Consider the following 19,319-nt stretch of genomic DNA (forward strand, 5'->3'; position numbering starts at 1 on the left):
AGCGTCTCGGCTTTAACCTGAAACACACTCATCGCTTTTAGCGTTGGAGGCGCAGCCGACAGGCAGCGAACAATCGATCCAAGTTTAAGGCGGGACGCTTTAGACCCGGATGACTTGGCTTTGTGCCCCCATCGATCGGGCTAGAGAGCCAAAACGCGACTCGGCCACTTCGCCAAAAAGCGGCTGGGCCGCCTTGGTGAGTTTCAGTTTCAGAACCTTATTCTTGGGCTGCCATTCCAGCGATGCGCCTGCCTGCGAGGTGTCGGACATCCAGAGCATGGCGCCGAATCGCATGGCCTTGCCCAAGATTTCGGCCTGTTGCTTGCCCTTTTCATCCAGCAGAACGTAAAGATCCTCGAACCGGGTGCCTTCGCGTTTGTTTCGGTAGCGGTGCAGAAGCGCAAGGCCAAGGAACACGCGTTCCGCATGGCTCAGCCCGCCGAGGTTGGCGCGGGTGGCGTTGTCAAAACAGGTCTCGGCCCGATAGTCGGGGTGGGCGCGCCAGCTGACATCGTGCAACAGGCATGCGGCCTTGACCAGACGCAGCTTTGCTTCGGGAGCGTTGCGAAAGATCGGAAAAACGAATTTGTACAGCGTCTTGCCAAAGCCGGGCAGACGGGCATCCTTTGCCTCGGCAAAGCGGCAGGATTCGACCAGTGGATCGCGGTCGCGCAGGCTTTGCGGCATCTGCTCATACAGCAGACCTTCACGGATGCCGTAGCTCGAAATCGCGATGTCCTTGGGTTTGAATACCTGAATCAGACGGCGCAGCACTTCGGCGGCATAGGGCACAAGGGACATCCGGGCAGAGGACAGGTTGCACTCGCTGCGCAACGTCTCAAGGTCGGCCTTTTCGATGTATTTGATCGTGGCCTGCACGGTCTTTGCAGTCATGCGGTATTCGTGCAGCACGTGAAGCGGATAGGCCTGACGGTGCATGTCGATCCGCGCAATGGCCCGCCAAGAACCGCCGACCAGGAACAGCCGGTCGCGCTGTGTGCCCATGGTCTGGGACAATTGATTCATAGCCTCGCGGATCACGATGTCGCGTTGTTTCTTGCCGCCCGGCTGATCACGCAATTTAAGCGGGCCGAGCTTCGAACTGACCCGGCGGCCCACCCGGCCATCTGCGATTTCTGCCAGTTCCATGGACGACCCGCCGATGTCGCAGATCAACCCGTAGGCCCCGGGCCAGCCCAGAAGCACGCCTTGCGCTGACAGGCGGGCCTCTTCCTCGCCATCAATCACCCAGATCCGCAGACCGGTGGCCGCTTCGACCTCTTCGCGAAAGGCCGGGCCATCCTCGGCCTCGCGCATGGCGGCTGTTGCGACGGCGGTGAGCGGCGGCAGGTTCATTCCTTCGGCCAGCATTTGGAACCGGCGGATTGCCGCAAAGGCGCGCACCTTGCCTTCGGGGTTCAGACGACCGGTGTCGGACATGCCCGCACCGAGACCGCACATGATCTTTTCATTGTAGAAATATGCAGGAGATCGAGCTGCCCCATCAAACACCACCAGGCGGACAGAGTTGGACCCAATGTCGATAACGCCCACACGTGAGAGCGCCCGGGCGAGTGGATCGTCGAACAGCGGTCGACCAAAAGGCCCCCATTCGGGATGAGATGGGTCCGAAATGCTGTTCATGATCATCCCCTGAAGCTTGGGCGCAACATGGCTTACCGGTCCCCTCGCGTCAAGAAAGCAGAGGGTTTTCTTTACGTCACAGGTGCTTGGGATGCCCACATTACACGAGGGTGGGCAAGGCTGCCAGTGCTGCCCCTGCTGTCAAGGCACGTCGCCAAAGCGGCAGGTCAGCGGAACAATGGCAGCAGCGCGCGCGGAGCATCATTGGCAATCGACAGGGCCTGTATTGTGAGCTGTTGCTGCACCTGAAGGGCCTGCAGGCGGGCCGAAGTTTCGATCAGGTCAAAATCAACCATCTGTCCGATACCGCTTTTCAGTGCTGTGCTGATGCTTGATATGAACTCTGACTGGGTTTCCAGCCGCCCCTGATCCGAACCCAAAGCAGCAGCGGCATCAATCGAGGTTTGGATCATTCCCTCGATCTGGCCCAATGCGGCGCGGGCGCCCTCATCCGTGGTCACGTTCAACGTGCTCAGCATGTCCAGCCCGCCGCCGATGGTGTTACCGGCATCGGCCTCAAGCAGATTCAGGCCAATCGCGATCGTATCGGTACCGCTGGTGACGTCAGAGCGTGCCGTTATGGTGCTTCCCGTGGCGGTGAGGGTCAGAACAGAACTGTCGATTTCGCGCCGCGCCGCATATCCCGCAAATTTCAGAGTCAGGGCGCGTGCCACATCGCTCATCGTGTCGCCGTCGCGAGCAACATAGCTGAGTTCAGAGGCTGCCATTTCCGCCTGACTCTGGATCGCGCCTGCAGCGCTGTTCAGATCAGAAGTGTTGAAAACGGATAAATCTGCATCGGTGCCAAAGATTGACAGAGAATAGGCGGCGCCCGCCTCGACCTGCACTGCGCTGGCGTCGAGCGTCACGGATTGGGTGGCGTCCAGGGTCGCTGTGACAGTATTCGCCGTGTAGGAGCCCCCGGATGCGGCAATGGTCGCTGCGCCCGTGTTCATGTCGCGGCGACGGACAGAGATATGCGAAGAGTCGATGGAGCTTGAAGTGCGGTCCAGAGAGGACAGGATTGAGATTTTGCCCGACTTTGCAGTTGTTGCGGTATTTTGCAGTAGGTTCTGACCGTTAAAGCTCGCCATGCCGACGATCCCTTCGATCTGTTCCTTCAATTTTGTGATGTTGGTCTGGATTTTTTCACGGTCGACATTGCCGACCTGGGCGGAGACGATCAGTTTTTTCATGTTGCTCAGCAGGTCGGTGATCGTTTCGGCCCCTTGGCGCGCAACCGCAATGGTGGAGTCGCCCAATGTCAGGCTGTCGGAAATCTTTCTGAAACTGAATACATCCGACTCCATCACCTTTGAGATTGACCAGATTGACGCGTTGTCGGCGGAGGTCGCCACAGATTTTCCTGTGGCTATCTCGATCCGCGTTTGTGCGAGGCCGTGATTTACAGAGCGCAAGGTTTGCAGCGCCACCATGGACCCTTGGTTTGTCAGGATACTGGACATAAAACACCCATATTTTTCATGAAGCGCGTTCTACGCAGTCGTCTGACACTAATGTCAGCTGTTGTTATCCATTTGGAAATGCACAGGTCATACACTGACCTGTGGATCACAACGTTTCCGGACAAATATTAATATGCGGCAACACCAGTTAAAGTTTCGTTGATAGAAACAGGCGTTTTCGGGGCGTTATTTTGACCGAAATATGGCGCAACTTGCTGTTTGACTGTGACGCCATATGCGATGTGATCTTTCAGTTATCATCGGTATGGGTCAGCTGCGGAACATCCTTTGCCCCTGCGGAGCCGCGCCCGGAAAGCGACGGGTTTTCCATAAAGAAGCGGTGGCAGTTGAAGGAGAATTCGCCTTCGGCCATTGGATGACGGACAAAGGCGCCGGACGGTTCCATCACCCAGCTTTGAGCCGTGTCCGCCAGATTTGCGGCCATGATCTGGCTGACGATCTGGGCCTTGACTGTGTCATTCTCGATCTCGACCAGAGTTTCGACGCGTCTGCTCAGGTTGCGCCCCATCCAGTCTGCGGATGAGATGAAGACCCGCGACTTGCGGTGCGGCAGCCCGTGGCCGTTGCCAAAGCAGGCGATCCGGCTGTGTTCCAGGAACCGCCCGACGATGGATTTCACCCGGATATTCTCAGACAGTCCCTTGATCCCGGGGCGAATGCCACAGATGCCGCGGATGACCAGATCGATTTTTACTCCGGCCTGAGATGCGGCATAGAGCGCGTCGATGATGTCTGGCTCGATCAGAGAGTTCATCTTGACCCAGATCTGCGCGTGCCTGCCATTGCGGGCATGCTCGGCCTCTGCGGCGATCATCTCGAGGATCTTGGGCTTCAGTGAATGGGGTGAGATCGCAAGGTTTTCCAGCCGCTCGGGAAGTGCATAGCCCGAGAGATAGTTGAAGACCTTTGACGCATCGCGTCCCAGTTTCGCATCACATGTGAAAAACGACAGGTCTGTATAGATCTTGGCGGTGATCGGGTGATAGTTCCCGGTGCCGAAATGGGTGTAGGTCACCAGCTTTGCGCCTTCGCGGCGCACCACCGCAGAAATCTTGGCATGGGTCTTCCAGTCGAGGAAGCCATAGACCACATGCGCGCCGGATCGTTCCAGACGGCGTGACTGGCGGATGTTGGCCGCCTCGTCAAAACGAGCCTTGAGCTCGACCAGCGCAGTCACCGATTTGCCGTCCTCGGCCGCTTCGCACAGCGCATCGACGATGGGAGAGTTGCGCGAGGTCCGATACAGCGTCTGCTTGATCGCCACCACGTTTGGATCACGGGCGGCCTGGGCCAGGAACCGCGTCACCATCTCGAAGGTCTCATAAGGGTGGTGCAGCAGCATGTCTTTTTGCTGGATCGCGGCAAACATGTCGCCGTCGTGGTCCTGCACACGTTCCGGCACACGCGGGGTGAACAGGGGCCACAGCAGGTCAGGGCGTTCGTCCAGTACCAGTTCCTTAAGATCGGCGGCACCTATCATGCCCTCAAGTTCGATGACCTCGTCATCCTTGACGTGCAATTCACGCATCACAACGGATTTCAGGCTTTTGGGTGCACCGGCAGAGATGGTCAGACGCACGACTTCACCGCGACGGCGGCGTTTCAGCGCCACCTCGAATTCGCGAACCAGATCCTCGGCCTCTTCCTCGACCTCAAGGTCACTGTCGCGCAGCACGCGGAAGCCGAACTGATCCTTGACCCGGTAGCCCGGAAACAAGCTGTCGATATGCACGAGCAACACATCCTCAAGGAAGATGAACCGGTGCTGCCCTTCAGGGGCGGGCATGGCAACAAAGCGGTCGATCTGTGCCGGGATCGGCAAAAGCGCCTGCAGGCCGCGTTTGTCCCGGCTGCGCTCCAGTTGCAGGGCAAGGCAGTAGCCGTTGTTTGCGATGAAGGGGAAGGGATGCGCCGGATCAATGGCCAGAGGCGATAAGACCGGAAAGATCTGTTCGAGAAACGTTTCGCGCAGATGCTCCGCGTCCTCGGGTGTCAGTTCAGCACGCGAAACGATGGTTATTCCCTGCGTCTCCATCTCTGCGCGCAGGGCGGTCAGAACGCGCTGCTGCGCGGCCATAAGCTTGCGCGCGTCTTCGTTGATCAGAATCAGCTGGGCGAGGGGCGTCAGCCCGTCGGCGGCAGGGGTCGTGTTGCCCGCCTGGGCGAGTTCGCGCAGGCCCGCGACGCGGACAGTGTAAAATTCATCAAGGTTCGCCGCAGAGATCGAAACAAAGCGCAGGCGTTCGAGGAGAGGGACACGCGGATTCTCTGCCTCTTCCAGCACCCGCCAGTTGAAGCCGAGCCAACTCAGCTCTCGGTTGTAGAAACGGCTAGGGCCTGAGAGGTCAAGATCGGGCATTTCGACCGGCTCTGGAAGCGGGGCTTTGAGGAAATCTGCTTGTGTCATGAGTGCCTTATCCGTGGGTCTTGTAAAAACTATATGACGTCAGGGGCGCCGTCGACGATTTGTGGTTCAAGCTCTGCAAGTATGCGGCGGGCCAGCAGGCGGCTTGCGCCTTTTGGTGTGCCAAGGGCGGCATCATCGATCGCATCCACGAGCCGACCCGCCATGGCAAAGGAGCGGGGCATGTGGCGCACGAGATAGGGTATCACATCCGGGGCCGGCACGATTTGACGATCTGCGAACATCTTGGCCATCACGGCGCTGAGCAGGTCGTCATCGGGTGGGGATAGGCGCGCCATCTGCATGCCCATGACACGACTGGACAGATCCGGCAGGCTCAGCTGCCAGTGAGACGGGGGTGTCAGGGCTGTCAACATCAGTGAATGCCCCTCGGCAAGGGTGAGGTTGTGAAGGTGAAACAGGGCCTGTTCGGCTTCTTCGTTCGCTGCAATCTGAGGCACATCCTCGACACAGACATGCCCTTCGGCAAGACGCGGAATATCTGCGTCGATCAGATCGCGCGAGCGAAGGATGGTGGCGCCCGATTCCGAACTCCAGACATGGGCGAGGTGGGTCTTGCCGGATCCCTGCGGCCCGGTCAGCACCAGCTTGCGCCCCACCCAGTCGCGCCAGCGGTCGATCTGGGCGGTGGCCAGCGCGTTGGTGCGAGAGACATAGAAATCACCGCGCCCCAGTGCGATCCGGAACGGAAGCTTGAGTTTCAGCTGGCGCGCCATTCGCTAGTCCCGGACGTCAGCCGCGCTGCGCGCCAGGCCATCAGTTCCACCACGGTAGAGCCGACTGTCCTTGTATTGAGCCACAGCGAACCGGGCAACAACGCCGCAGGCTGCGGCCACGGGTACGGCGATCAGCATGCCGACAAAGCCGAAGAGCGTGCCGAAAACGGACAGCGAAAAGATCAGCCAGACCGGATGCAGGCCAACGGAGTTCCCGACAAGTTTTGGGGTAAGCACGTTTCCTTCGATCACCTGACCCAGCACAAAGATCGCCGCCACCATCCCCAGAGACAGCCAGTCGCCCCAGAACTGAAACAGGCCCAGTCCAATGGCCAGCGTCCCGCCCACCAACGCCCCGACATAGGGAATGAAGGTGATGAGTCCTGCGATAAACCCGACCACAAGGCCGAACTGCAATCCGACCAGCATCAGCGCAATCGCGTAATAGGTGCCCAAAATCAGGCAGACGGTGCCCATTCCACGGATGAAGGAAGCCAGTGTGTTGTCGATCTCGCCTGCGATCTTGCGCACTGTGGGGGCGTGATCGCGGGGCAGCAGGTCATCGACGCGTGCCACCATGCGGTCCCAGTCCAGAAGCAGATAGACAGACACAACCGGCACGATCACAAAAAGCAGCGCGATGTTGATCAGTGATGCGGCCGATGAAATCGCGGTGTTCAGCAACTCTCCGCCCTTGTCTCGGATCACATTGCCCAGAGAAATCAGCGTTTCGCGTACCACACCGCCTTCATCCAGCAGGTTCGGGAAGCGTTCCGCCAGAAAGGTCTGGAGATTGTCAAAAAGCTGCGGCGCGGTGTTGATCAACTGGCCGGTCTGCTGGATCAGCAGCGGCACGACCAGCAGCATCAGAATGACAAAGATCAGCAGGGCAACCAGAGTGATGGTCGCGGTTGCCAGGGACCGGCTGAACCCGAGGCGTTGCAACCTGTCCGCAACCGGATCAAGGAAATAAGCCACTGCCCCGCCGATCAGGAAAGGCAGCAGGACATCGCCCAGATACCAGAGAGTCACCGCAATGATGAGCGTTGCGATGCCCCAGTATTTTAGTTGATCACGTGCGGACAACGCCAGGGTCCTTTCCGGGCTCGGGGTTAGGTCTTTACATCGCTGTTTACAGGTCAGGTTTCAAGAGGTCTGCGGTCCAGAGAGCGAGCTCACCCGCCCAACTGGCCCAGTGCCTGCACTGACAGTGGGGCTTTGCAACCTTATCCGGCGTTTCGGCCCCCTTGCCAAGTTGCGCCCCTTGGCTCACAACCCGAGACGACCCAATTTTTTCGACCAGAGGAAGACCTGATGCGCCTGAGCCGTTACTTTATGCCCGTGCTGCGCGAGACCCCCGCCGAGGCGCAGATCGTCAGCCACCGCTATATGCTGCGCGCCGGCATGATCAAGCAGGCTGCCGCCGGGATCTATTCCTGGCTGCCGCTGGGTTACAAGGTGCTGCGCAACATCGAAAAGATCGTTCACGAGGAACAGCAGCGCGCCGGGCATATTCCGATGCTGATGCCGACCCTGCAATCTGCCGATCTTTGGAAAGAGTCGGGGCGTTATGATGCCTATGGCCCCGAGATGCTGCGCTTCAAGGACCGCCAGGACCGTGAGATGCTCTATGGTCCCACCAACGAAGAGATGATCACGGATATCTTCCGCAGCCACGTCGGGTCCTACAAGGATCTGCCGATGACACTATACCACATCCAGTGGAAATTCCGCGACGAGATGCGCCCACGCTTTGGTGTGATGCGGGGCCGAGAGTTTCTGATGAAGGACGGCTACAACTTTGATTTGACCAAAGAGGATGCGCTGCACGCCTACAACCGGCATCTGGTGTCCTATCTGCGCTCGTATGAGCGCATGGGTCTGCAGGCGATCCCAATGCGCGCGGATTCCGGCCCCATTGGCGGTGACGACACGCACGAATTCCTGGTGCTGGCTGAGACCGGTGAATCCGAAGTCTTCTACGATGCTGAGATCACCGATCTGAAATTCGGCGACAGGGCGATTGATTACGATTCGGTCGAGCAGTGTCAGGCTGTGCTTGAGGAATTCACGTCGCGCTATGCCCGCACGGACGAGACGCATGATGCGGCTCTGTTCGAGCAGGTGCCCGAGGCGCGCCGCCGCGTGGCACGCGGGATCGAAGTGGGTCAGATCTTCTACTTCGGCACCAAATATTCCGATGCAATGGGCGCCACCGTGACCGATGAGACGGGAGCGAAGGTTCCTGTACACATGGGCTCGCACGGGATCGGCGTGTCGCGTCTTCTGGGGGCGATCATCGAGGCCAATCATGACGACAAGGGCATCATCTGGCCCGAAGGTGTCACGCCGTTCCATTGCGGGATTGTGAACCTCAAGCAGGGCGATGCAGAGGCTGATGCAGCCTGTCAGGCGCTTTATGATGCGCTGAATGCGCTTGGGCTTGAGTCGCTCTACGATGATCGGGAGGAGCGGGCCGGGGCCAAATTCGCGACGATGGATCTGATCGGTCTGCCTTGGCGGATCACGGTCGGCCCGCGCGGGCTGAAAAATGGCGTTGTCGAACTGACCTCGCGCCGTACGGGGGAAAGCGAAGAGCTTTCGCCCGAGGTCGCCGTGGAAAAGGTCGCAGCGATCTATGGTTTGACCCAGCGCTGAAATCGCCGGGCGCGCAAGGGTTTTCGGTTGATACGGCCAACCTTGCGTGCTTGCCAGCTCAGGCTCGGCATTGGGTCAGGACCCGAAACTCTTTAAAAGAGTTTTGCCAAGAGTTTTATGAAAACTCTTGGCATTCCGACCGAGGGATCAGACGGCGGCTGTGACCTCGTCCACGATGCTGTCGACGACTTGGGTCAGCAGGTCCTCATCCTCGCATTCTGCCATGACACGGATCAGCGGCTCTGTCCCGGATTTGCGGATCAGCAACCTGCCTTTGAGGCCAAGGGCCGATTGCGCCGCCGAAATTGCGTCTTTCACCGCCGAAGTTTCCAGCGGTTTCTGACCGGCAGAATAGCGCACGTTCTTGAGCAGCTGCGGCACAGGTTCGAAATTGCGCGCCAGCGCGCTGGCTGGCTGTGCCGTCCGCACCATCTCTGCCAGGAACTGCAGCCCTGCCATGAGGCCGTCGCCGGTGGTGGCATGATCGGTCATCACGATATGTCCGGACTGCTCTCCACCCAGATTCCAGCCGCCGCGACGCATCGCCTCGACTACATAGCGATCGCCAACGCCGGTGCGTTCCAGCCGAAGACCACGCTCCTGCAGGAACCGTTCCAGCCCAAGGTTGGACATCACGGTTGCCACCAGTGTGTTGTCGTTCAGGCGGCCTTCCTCGGCCCAGCGGGCGGCCATCAGCGCCATGATCTGGTCGCCATCGGCCACCTTGCCGGTTTCGTCGATGATGATCACGCGATCGGCATCGCCATCTAGGCAGATACCGATATCGGCACCATGGGCGACGACCGTTTCGGCGGCGACGCGCGGCTTGGTCGAGCCGCAGTTGAGGTTGATGTTCTTGCCGTTGGGCGAAACCCCGATGGGGATCACATCGGCGCCCAATTCCCAGAGCACCTCTGGCGCAGCGCGGTAGGCCGCGCCATTGGCGCAGTCGATGACCACTTTCATGCCGTCCAGGCGCATGCCCGCCGGAAAGGTGGATTTCACCCGCTCCTGATACCTTGAGCGACCGTCATCGATGCGTTTGGCCCGGCCGATATTATCCGCTGCCGCCGGTTCGACGCCCGTGTCGATCAGCGCTTCAATCTCAGCTTCCACATCGTCCGACAGCTTGAAGCCGTCCGGGCCGAAGAACTTGATCCCGTTGTCCGCGCTGGGGTTGTGTGAGGCCGAGATCATGATGCCGAGATCGGCGCGCATTGACGGCGTGAGCAGGCCCACAGCCGGCGTCGGCACCGGGCCCAGAAGAAGCACGTTCATGCCAGTCGAGGTGAGACCGGCGGTCAGCGCGGTTTCGAACATGTAGCCCGACAGGCGCGTGTCCTTGCCGATCACCACCCGATGCACACCGCTGTGTTCACGGCGGAAGTAGCGTCCTGCCGCGGCGCCGATGGCCAGTGCCATGGGGGCTGTCATCGGATGGGTGTTGGCTGTGCCGCGCACGCCATCAGTGCCAAAGAGCTTACGCGACATCGTTTTCTCCTGTCTCTACCGCTTTCCAGAGTGCAATTGCCTGAACCGTTTCGGGCACGTCATGAACCCGCAGGATCTGAACGCCCTGCGCGACGCAGGCGAGGGCAACGGCGACAGAGCCAGGGATGCGCCGCGCTGCTTCGCCCACGCCCGAGATCCGACCGATGAAACCTTTGCGCGATGCACCAATCAGCACAGTACATCCCAGCCCGTGAAACAGGCTGACATTACGCAGGATCTTCAGGTTGTGGGTCTGATTCTTTCCGAAGCCGATGCCCGGATCTACGATAATCCGGCTGCGCGGAATACCGAGCTCTTGCAGCATCAACACCTGCGCGGCGAGAAAGTCGTAGACGTCCAGCAGTACATCCTCGTATCGGGGATCCTTTTGCATCGTCTCCGGATCACCCCGGGCGTGCATGACGCAGACCGGCAGATCATTGCGCGCGCAGTAGAGTGCCAGCATCTTGTCATAGGTAAAGCCGGACACGTCGTTCACCAAGGTCGCGCCAGCCGCGACTGCGGCGTCGGCAACGGTCGATTTCCGCGTGTCGATCGAGATGGGAACACTCACTGCGTGACGCAGTGCGGTGATCACCGGCTCGACACGGGCGATCTCAGATTCCACCGGCACGGTCTGCGCGCCTGGACGGGTGGATTCGCCACCGACGTCGATCATGTCGACACCATCGGCAACCATCTGGCGGCCGTGGGCCGCCGCAAGGGCAGGGCCGCTGAATTTGCCGCCGTCGGAAAAGCTGTCCGGGGTTACGTTGAGGATGCCCATGATCCGCGGCTTGTCCATGCTGAGCCCGCAGATGGGCTGGCGGGGTTCAGACAAGGCATTGAGCGCGTTGTCTGGCAAAGCGCTTGCTGGCAGGATTTCGCTGGGGCGATCCCGCCGCAGATGTTCAACATCTGTGAACCATCCAGAGCCGCCCGCCAGCGGAACTGCGTCCTCGGGGCGTTGCAGATCATTTAAAATTAGGGGTCGAAAATAGTCACTCATGCGGCTCTGAATGGGGTATCTGGCAGGGGTTGGCAAGCAATCAGATGGCGCTGTCCTGCACCTCTGTGACGCGAACCGGGATCGTGGCGCGTTCGGGCGGCTCTCCGCCGATGATCAGCAGTTCGCGTGCAGTCAGTTGTTCGCCAAACCAGGCGGCAAGGGCGGTGGCATCACCACGTGGCAGGCTTGCCCCATGGGCTGCGTCCAGCACCATCTTGGAAGGTGCCCAAACACAGATCTGCCCGTTCTTCATGGCCCAGTCCAGTTCCGTCCGGGTGGCGACCACCTTGCAGCGCGGATCGCGACCTGCCAACACCCAGGCGTTCTGCTCTATCCCCAGCAGATCAATCCGGCGTTGGGCGAGCTTGTGCCCGGCATGGGGAAGGGTGACATCGGGCAATCCGACACACAGGATTGCGGGGACGTCCGAGGCCTGCAGCCTGTCGATCCAGCCCTTAAGGCTGTCTGACCCGATGGCGGGGTTGGAAAGATAGATCACCCGGGGGTGCGGGCGTTCCTGTGCGACTTCTTGCAGGCGCGCGCCCAGATCACGGCGGGAGCGCACGATTTCGACCCCAAGGGCGCCAGGACCGCGGTCCAGCTTTTCGATCCGTACAAAGGTGCGCAGCGCCTGGGGTTCCAGCAGGATCCGCTCGGCCACCTTTTCGGCCAAAGTCTCCAGTAGGTTCAGACGTTCGGCGGCAAGCTCATGGGCAATCGCCTCTGTCACCCGGTCATAGGACAGAATGCGATCCACATCGTCGTCCAATGGCCCGGTGAACGGCGTGACCTCGACCACGACGTTGAAACAGATTCGCTGGGTGGTGCCGCGTTCCGCCTGAAATGCGCCGATCTCGACCTCGGCAATATGGTCACGCAGCGAGATGCGATCGCGCGGGTCCTCTCCAGCCGTTACAAGCGACCGTTCAGAGGGGTGCGAAAAGGCAAGATGGATATCGTTGGTCATGGCGGTCTTCCGGGGCGGCGGTGTTGTGATCACTCTATCAGCGCCGGGCGCCGGGCACATCCGCCGAAAGCGACGGTTTGTGCCATCTTTGGTATCGGTTTTCTCAGTTCAGGCTCAGTCGGGTGGGCTGGCGATAGAAAAGATGAGTGCCGATCTGCGCGGTCAGCGGGAACTTTCTAGCCCACTTAGGCTTTACTTTTCCAGTATGATAATGCGTAGCGCCGTCGGTCAGCGCGCGGGGCGCGCCCGAGAGCATGAGCTTGGCCACCTTGCCGACTTCGGCAAAGGCCTTGGGTTCGTGGATGGATTCCGGATTGCCGTCACAAGTGTAAGAAAACTGGCAGCTATACTTCTTGCCGGTGCCCTGATGGACGACACCGCAGACCGAATTGGGATAGCGCGGGCTGTCCACGCGGTTGAGGATGACCTCGGCGACGGCAAACTGGCCTTTGACGCTTTCACCGCGGGCCTCGAAATACAGTGCCTCGGCGAGGCACTGCCATTGCTTGTCGCCCACAGCCTTGGGCTGCTGGTTGATCCAGTCGCGATTGTAGGCGACGGCGGTGGCCTCGGGTTGGCCCATGGGTGTCAGAAGCTTTCGAAGATGCGCTGGTTTTGCCGCACGTAGTCCGCGCTGTTCGACTTTGATCAATGTGTCTGCATTGGTGATTTGGCGCTCGGCATAGGCCGGTTGATAAAACGCCAGGGTCGCCAAAATTGCGACTGAAAGTACTTTGAACATGTCTTGCCTCTACCTCTGCGGATGGTTTCGAGCAGTTTTCAGACCGCGTAAAACTCGGGCGGTTTAGGCAGAAACGGCAGTGAGGTAAAGTTTGGGAGAGTCGCAATCGGCGTAAGACCGCCCATCGAGACAGGCTTTTAAAAAATCAAGTGGAATTTCAGGGGGTTTTAAGAAATCTTATCTTTTACTGCAAGTTGTGCTGCTGCGAGACGCGCAAGTGGAACGCGAAACGGTGAGCAGCTGACATAATCGAATCCAGCAGCCCTACAAAAGGCAATCGATTCGGGGTCGCCGCCATGTTCGCCGCAGATCGACAGGGTCACATGTGGTCGACCGGCACGTGCCCGCTCGGCTCCGATGCGTAACAATTCGCCCACGCCATCGGTGTCCAGGCGGTGGAACGGATCCTCGGGAAACACCCCTTGGCGGACGTATTCCGACATGAACCGCCCTGCATCGTCGCGCGACAGGCCATAGGTCATCTGGGTGAGGTCATTGGTGCCAAAACTCAGGAAATGTGCGTGTTGCACGATCTCGTGGGCGCGCAGGCAGGCGCGGGGCGTTTCGGCCATCACCCCCAACCGATAGGTGAAATCCACGCCGCGTTCGCTGCGCACGGCAGACGCAACGGCATCGATCCGCTTGCGCACGATTTCAACCTCGCGGCTGGCAGAGACGAGGGGGATCATGATTTCCGGGACCACCGCATCGCCGTCTAGGCTCGTCTCGATCGTCGCCTCGAAGATGGCGCGTGCCTGCATGTCATAGATTTCAGGCACTGTGATGCCCAGACGCACGCCGCGCATGCCCAGCATGGGGTTGTATTCGCCCATCGCCTCGACCCGTCTGGTCACGTCTGACACTGGCAGATCCAGTGCCTCGGCCAGGTCGCGCAGTCCTGCACGGTCGGTTGGCAGGAATTCGTGCAGGGGCGGATCGAACAGGCGGATGCAGACCGGCTGACCTTTCATGATAGTAAAAAGTTTTTTGAAATCAGCACGTTGCATAGGAAGCAACAATTCCAGAGCAGCGCGGCGATCTTCAACATCATCGGCAAAGATCATCTCTCGCATGACGGTCAGGCGTCCGGGTTCAAAGAACATGTGCTCTGTCCGGCAGAGGCCGATTCCCTGAGCCATGAAGTTGCGCGCGGTCTGGGCATCGGCGGGTGTGTCCGCATTGGCCCGCACGCCGATGTCGCGTTCTGCATCGGCCCAGGCCATCAGCGTCTGGAAACTGTCGTCCAGCAGCGGTTCCACCATCTGTGGTGCGCCTGCCAGAATCTGGCCGTTGGTACCGTCAACTGTGATCACATCGCCTTCGCGAAAGTTGCGGCCATCTTCAGAGATCAGTATCTTGCGGCGAAGATGGAAATGCATGCGCGCCGCACCGACGACGCAGGGGAGGCCCATGCCGCGACCGATCACCGCTGCGTGGCTGGTGATGCCGCCCCGTTCAGTCAGCACCGCACAGGCCGCGTGCATGCCCCGGATATCCTCGGGGGAGGTTTCGCGCCGAACCAGAACGCAAGCTTCGCCCCGCGCGGCGCTGGACTGCGCATCAGCGGCGGAAAACACGATCCGGCCCGTGGCAGCACCGGGGCTGGCGGCGATACCCTTGCCGATCATGTCACGCGGCGCATCCTCGGCAATCTGGCGGTGCAGCAGTTCCGACAGCGCGCGGGGTTCCACCCGCAGCAGCGCCTCTTGCGGGGTGATGATCCCATCCTGTGCCAGACCCACCGAAATCCGAACAGATGCCCGCGAGGAGCGGCGCACACGCACGCCGTCCAGAATGTGCAACCTGCCGTTTTCGATGGTAAATTCGATCTGCATCTCGGCGCGCAGGCGTTTGCGCATCAGTGCGGCGTCGGCCTTGAGCTCGGCAAACGCCTCTGGGGCCAGCTCTTCCAGGGACGGGCCACGCTGGTCACGTTCCAAAAAAAGTGACGCCGCACCGCGCTGCAGCGCATCCCGGCCCTGACTCTGGCTCAGATATCGTCCGGTGATCTGCAGCGCGCCGGTGTCGGAATTCACCAGTTGCAGCACGCCAGATCCGCATTCGCCATTGCCCAGCCCCAGCGCCATTTCCTGCACCACCAGTCCCAGTCCCGCATTCACCGGCGCGCCCTTGGCCTGACGCAGCAGGCGGGCTGTCGTTCCCTCCCATGCGCGGGCCATCGACCGCAGGACCTCGGCCAACTGGCGGGCCGGGGTCTGGGGAAAGGGCTCTTCGGCTTCTTCCTCATAGGTCAGCAGCGCCTGCATCAGCGCCTTTTTCCCGTCGTCCGCGATGCTGTCGAACAGGTCGGGGTCCAGCCGTGCCACATGGATGGCATAGGATTTGATGAACCGCAGATAAAGGTTGGTCGCCGCCTCCGTGCCCAAACGTGCTGTCAGAGTCACATAGCGCGCATCGTTCATCCCGATGTTGAGCACAGCCCCCGGCCCGCCCCAATCGGGATCTTCCGAAGAGGGGCGCACGCACAGCAGGGCATCGGGATCAAAATACTGCAGGATGCTGTCCAGATCGGGCATACGGCCATGGGCGATGCCGTAAACAGTCTTGAACGACAGGGCGACGGTGCAGGGCACAGGCAGATCAAGCCGCAAAAGCCGCTGCAGGCATTTCGCGCGTCCGCCATGGGTGGGCGTGGCGATGGGCGCCGCCGGACGGATCAGCGTCACATCCGGGTCAGGCGTCTCTGTGGGGATGATCGGGTCGATATTCTGCACTGCAGCACCTTTTTGCTTTTGGCAGAATACGCCTGAAGCGGCTTAAGTAAAGCATGCGCTTTGGCCTGGCACGCAGCGTCAGAGGCTGGCAAACCCGGCGCGGAGCAAAGGCCATGACGCCGGGTGGGAGCTGTTGTGTCAGCCGTCGAGTTTGGTGAGGTCCGCCACCTGTAGGCAGATTGTGCGGATGCGGCTGAGCAGGTTGAGCCGGTTGCGGCGCAACACGTCGCTGTCGGCATTGACCTGCACCGCGTCAAAGAAGGCATCGACGGCGGGACGCATTGCCGCCATGGCCTGCATCGCCGTGGCGAAATCCTCGGATGTCATGGCGGGCGTGATCTTTGCCTCTGCCAGATCCAGCGCGTCGAACAGGGCATGTTCTGCAGGGTCACTGGCATATTTCGGATCGGCGCCAAAGGAATATTCGACGCCGTCCTTTTCCTCGGCCTGGCTGAGGATGTTGTTGGCCCGCTTGAAGCCCTGGACAAGATTGGTGCCGTCTTCGGTCTTGAGCGTGTCCGACAGGGCGCGGGCGCGGGCGACCAGCAGGGAGAGGTTGTCATTGCCGGGCATGGCAAGGCAGGCGTCGATGACATCGTGGCGGATGCCTTCGTCGCGCAGATAGACCTTGAGGCGGTCGTGGAAGAAGTTGAGGAGGTCGAAGCCAAGCAAAGCTCTAGGGCCAATCTCAATAAGCTGAGAGAGAGGATTTTCAGCCATTGCGTTGGTTAGCGTCAATTCCCCACTTTTATCCTCGCGTGATAAGCGCGCGTCGAAAACTTCGTTCACGTCCATATCAAGATAATTCGCAACTTGATCCTCAAAGTCGGCGATTTTTTCGAGCGTGGTCTCGAGCAAAGCATCTGGCAAATCGCTAAATGCTCGCCAAACAGTTTCAAGCAATGATACTTTCAGATCATTATTCAAAATGAGCCGTACCACCCCCAAAGCCGCCCGCCGCAGCGCAAAGGGGTCCTTGGACCCTGTCGGCTTTTCATCAATCGCCCAGAACCCAGTCAGCGTGTCGAGCTTGTCAGCCAGTGCCACAGCGACGGAAACCGGCGCGGTCGGCACGTCATCGGACGGGCCGAGGGGCGAGTAATGTTCCTGACAGGCGGCGGCCACATCGGACGGCAGGCCAGCGGCCGCAGCGTAGTAGCGACCCATTAGGCCCTGCAGTTCCGGGAATTCGCCAACCATCTGCGATTGCAGATCGGCCTTGGCGACGCGCGCGGCCTGTTCCGCGTGATCTGCATCTGCGCCGACCATCGGGGCCAGTTCGCGGGCCAATGCGGCGATGCGCTCAATCCGGTCCTTCTGGCTGCCCAGCTTGTTGTGGAAGGTGACGTTGGACAGCTGATCGGTCCAGACCGACAATCCCGCCTCTGACTTTGCCACGCGCAGGTCGTTTTCCCAGAAGAATTTCGCGTCCGACAGCCGCGCCGACAGCACCTTTTGATTGCCTGCAAGGATCGTCGCGCCATGGTCCGCCGTTTCGCGGTTGGCGACGGTGATGAACCGTTCGATCCGACCCGTCTTGGGGTTTTTCACCGAAAAGAACTTCTGATGTTCCTTCATCGAGGTTTGCAGCACCTCGGGCGGCAGATCAAGGAAGGCGGCACCGATCTGGCCCATCAGCACCACGGGGCATTCCACCAGACCGGCAACCTCGGCCAGCAGGCCCTTGTCTTGGACCACCTCAAGACCGCTGGCAAAGGCCATGTTGGTGGCGTCGTGCCAGATTGCCTCGGCACGTTCCTCAGCAGACAGGATCACATGCGCACGCTTGAGTTTAGCGGCATAGTCCTCGAACGAGTGAACAGCGAAGGGCGCGGGGGCCATGAAGCGATGGCCTTCGGTCACGTTGCTTGCCGTGATGCCGTCCACGTCCATCGCAACGATCTCGGACCCGGCCTCGGTTGTCATCACGCACAGGATACGGTGCAGCGGGCGGACCCAGCGCAGCGATCCCGCGCCCCAGCGCATTGACTTGGGCCAGGGGAAGTTGCGGATCGTATCCTCCAGCACCTCGGCGATGATCTCTGCAGCGGGGCGGCCCGGCTTTTCGATCAGGGCATAGAACACGCGGCCCTTTTTCTCGTCCCGTTCGATCAGCTGATCCCGGGTAAGACCAGCACCGCGCAGGAAGCCCTCAATCGCCTTTTCGGGTGCATCGACGCGGGGGCCTTTGCGCTCTTCGCGCAAGGTCGGGCTTTTGTCGAGCAGGCCTTGGATGGCCAGGGTCAGACGGCGCGGGGTCGAAAAGGCGGCGGCGCCGGCATAGGTCAGCCCCGCCTCGACAAGACCGTTGGTCACGCGGGATTTCAGATCCTCTGCGGCGCGGGTCTGCATCCGTGCGGGGATTTCCTCGGAAAAGAGTTCGATCAGCAGGTCGGGCATCGGGTCACCAAATCTTCGAAGTGCCGCGCGCGAAAGGGCGCGCGGTCAGTCGAAAGCTGGATAGACCTATGGGCGCCCGACGTCCAGCCGATTGGTCAGGATGCAGCCTGTTGCGCCTTGGCTTTGGCCTGCATGGCGAGGGTGCGGATGTCCGGCCCCGCACAACGCGGAATGATGCGGTAGACGGATTCGACAAAATTCTCGACCGCAAAGGCGATGAGGCCAAGCGCGACCACGCCCAGCAAGATACGGCCATAGGCGACGCCGCGCAACTGATGAAGGGCTTCGCCTACACCGCCTGCCTGTTCGGGGTCGGTTGTGAAACCGGCATAGACGATCAGTGCGCCGATGATGCCTATCACCACGCCCTGCGCGACAAAACCGTATTTCATGGCCGGGTCGAGCCGTTCTGTCAGGGGCGTGACACGCAGCGTACGCTTGTATTTTCCAGCGAGACCCTTGTGGATATAGAAGATCCCGGCGCACAAGGTCACGAGGCCCACGCCAATGATGAGGGAGGGTCCATAGGGCAGGGTCATGATCTTTGCGGTCCAGTCCTTTGCACTGTCGCCCCCGCCGCTGCTTTGACCCAAAGCCAGCCCTGCGACGGAAATACCAATCGTGGCGTGGATGAGCCCGGTCACGATCTGTCCGCCGCGGGCGATCAGGCCCTTGGCATCGGCTCCGTAATCCTCAAGATCCAGCGCGGCGTCGATCAGGCGCCAAATTGTGTAGGCCCAAAGGCCAAGGGCGATGGCCCAGAGCATGGGAATTCCCCAAACTTCATCACGCAATTCGGCAAGGGCGCTGGTCGTGCCTTCGGCCTCGCGCCCATCGAAGGCCGCGCCGAGGGCGAGGCCGCCGACGACAGTATATACGGCGCCGCGTGCCGCGTATCCGGCACGCATGACTGGTACCACCCAGGGTGGGGCTGTGTTGGACATTCTGGAACACTCCTCTGACGCAGGAGTAGCGCACGGAGGCGCCCCGCGGTTCCCGGTTTTCGCAAAGGACAAAGTCAAGTCTTTGGTTTTGCGGCTTACAT

The 19,319-nt window shown here is 60.3% G+C and carries 13 protein-coding genes; 1 reads left to right on the plus strand and 12 read right to left on the minus strand.

The window, feature by feature from the left end:
* Window positions 1-99: 99 nt before the first annotated feature.
* From P775_RS17465 to P775_RS17485, 5 genes are all read right to left on the minus strand, one after another.
* Entirely contained in the window at window positions 100-1,644 is a 1,545-nt protein-coding gene (locus P775_RS17465) for a Ppx/GppA family phosphatase (RefSeq protein WP_099912436.1), read from the minus strand.
* 167 nt (window positions 1,645-1,811) lie between these two features.
* A complete protein-coding gene (locus tag P775_RS17470) occupies window positions 1,812-3,110 on the minus strand; it encodes a flagellin N-terminal helical domain-containing protein (RefSeq protein ID WP_099912179.1) in 1,299 nt (432 codons plus the stop codon).
* Window positions 3,111-3,360: 250 nt separating this feature from the next.
* Window positions 3,361-5,538 (minus strand): RNA degradosome polyphosphate kinase, encoded by a 2,178-nt coding sequence (locus P775_RS17475; RefSeq protein WP_099912180.1) that lies wholly within the window; start codon window positions 5,536-5,538, stop codon window positions 3,361-3,363.
* A gap of 29 nt (window positions 5,539-5,567) precedes the next feature.
* Entirely contained in the window at window positions 5,568-6,272 is a 705-nt protein-coding gene (locus P775_RS17480) for a P-loop NTPase family protein (protein ID WP_099912181.1), read from the minus strand.
* Window positions 6,273-6,275: 3 nt separating this feature from the next.
* Window positions 6,276-7,364 (minus strand): AI-2E family transporter, encoded by a 1,089-nt coding sequence (locus P775_RS17485; RefSeq protein WP_099912182.1) that lies wholly within the window; start codon window positions 7,362-7,364, stop codon window positions 6,276-6,278.
* A gap of 222 nt (window positions 7,365-7,586) precedes the next feature.
* On the opposite strand from P775_RS17485, the gene proS reads away from it, so the two are divergent.
* The gene (gene proS / locus P775_RS17490) at window positions 7,587-8,930 is read left to right on the plus strand and encodes a proline--tRNA ligase (protein ID WP_099912183.1); all 1,344 of its coding nucleotides are present in this window, start codon (window positions 7,587-7,589) and stop codon (window positions 8,928-8,930) included.
* A 147-nt stretch (window positions 8,931-9,077) separates the two neighbouring features.
* Here proS and glmM read toward each other — a convergent pair whose 3' ends face one another.
* From glmM to P775_RS17525, 7 genes are all read right to left on the minus strand, one after another.
* Window positions 9,078-10,421 (minus strand): phosphoglucosamine mutase, encoded by a 1,344-nt coding sequence (gene glmM / locus P775_RS17495; RefSeq protein ID WP_099912184.1) that lies wholly within the window; start codon window positions 10,419-10,421, stop codon window positions 9,078-9,080.
* Complete coding sequence (folP, locus tag P775_RS17500) at window positions 10,411-11,226, minus strand: dihydropteroate synthase (RefSeq protein ID WP_342749666.1); 816 nt, start codon at window positions 11,224-11,226, stop codon at window positions 10,411-10,413. Before folP ends, glmM begins: the two co-directional genes overlap by 11 nt.
* Window positions 11,227-11,470: 244 nt before the next feature.
* Window positions 11,471-12,397: a dihydroneopterin aldolase gene (locus tag P775_RS17505; RefSeq protein ID WP_099912186.1), complete on the minus strand. Its 927-nt coding sequence runs from the start codon at window positions 12,395-12,397 to the stop codon at window positions 11,471-11,473.
* Between the two features lie 103 nt (window positions 12,398-12,500).
* The gene (locus tag P775_RS17510; RefSeq protein ID WP_099912187.1) at window positions 12,501-13,139 is read right to left on the minus strand and encodes a cell wall hydrolase; all 639 of its coding nucleotides are present in this window, start codon (window positions 13,137-13,139) and stop codon (window positions 12,501-12,503) included.
* Between the two features lie 167 nt (window positions 13,140-13,306).
* Window positions 13,307-15,874 (minus strand): putative PEP-binding protein, encoded by a 2,568-nt coding sequence (locus tag P775_RS17515; protein ID WP_099912188.1) that lies wholly within the window; start codon window positions 15,872-15,874, stop codon window positions 13,307-13,309.
* A gap of 138 nt (window positions 15,875-16,012) precedes the next feature.
* Window positions 16,013-18,274: a glycine--tRNA ligase subunit beta gene (gene glyS / locus P775_RS17520; RefSeq protein ID WP_099912189.1), complete on the minus strand. Its 2,262-nt coding sequence runs from the start codon at window positions 18,272-18,274 to the stop codon at window positions 16,013-16,015.
* 95 nt (window positions 18,275-18,369) lie between these two features.
* A complete protein-coding gene (locus tag P775_RS17525) occupies window positions 18,370-19,218 on the minus strand; it encodes a DUF1206 domain-containing protein (protein WP_099912190.1) in 849 nt (282 codons plus the stop codon).
* Window positions 19,219-19,319: the final 101 nt, after the last annotated feature.

The organism is Puniceibacterium antarcticum, assembly GCF_002760615.1.
Classification (GTDB): domain Bacteria; phylum Pseudomonadota; class Alphaproteobacteria; order Rhodobacterales; family Rhodobacteraceae; genus Puniceibacterium; species Puniceibacterium antarcticum.

Excerpts from the sequence above, each read along its gene's own strand:
- P775_RS17470 (WP_099912179.1), bottom strand. The coding sequence starts at position 3,110 with ATGTCCAGTATCCTGACAAACCAAGGGTCCATGGTGGCGCTGCAAACC.
- P775_RS17480 (WP_099912181.1), bottom strand. The coding sequence starts at position 6,272 with ATGGCGCGCCAGCTGAAACTCAAGCTTCCGTTCCGGATCGCACTGGGG.
- P775_RS17475 (WP_099912180.1), bottom strand. The coding sequence starts at position 5,538 with ATGACACAAGCAGATTTCCTCAAAGCCCCGCTTCCAGAGCCGGTCGAA.
- P775_RS17505 (WP_099912186.1), bottom strand. The coding sequence starts at position 12,397 with ATGACCAACGATATCCATCTTGCCTTTTCGCACCCCTCTGAACGGTCG.
- P775_RS17510 (WP_099912187.1), bottom strand. The coding sequence starts at position 13,139 with ATGTTCAAAGTACTTTCAGTCGCAATTTTGGCGACCCTGGCGTTTTAT.
- glmM (WP_099912184.1), bottom strand. The coding sequence starts at position 10,421 with ATGTCGCGTAAGCTCTTTGGCACTGATGGCGTGCGCGGCACAGCCAAC.
- glyS (WP_099912189.1), bottom strand. The coding sequence starts at position 18,274 with ATGCCCGACCTGCTGATCGAACTCTTTTCCGAGGAAATCCCCGCACGG.
- P775_RS17525 (WP_099912190.1), bottom strand. The coding sequence starts at position 19,218 with ATGTCCAACACAGCCCCACCCTGGGTGGTACCAGTCATGCGTGCCGGA.
- folP (WP_342749666.1), bottom strand. The coding sequence starts at position 11,226 with ATGGACAAGCCGCGGATCATGGGCATCCTCAACGTAACCCCGGACAGC.
- proS (WP_099912183.1), top strand. The coding sequence starts at position 7,587 with ATGCGCCTGAGCCGTTACTTTATGCCCGTGCTGCGCGAGACCCCCGCC.
- P775_RS17465 (WP_099912436.1), bottom strand. The coding sequence starts at position 1,644 with ATGAACAGCATTTCGGACCCATCTCATCCCGAATGGGGGCCTTTTGGT.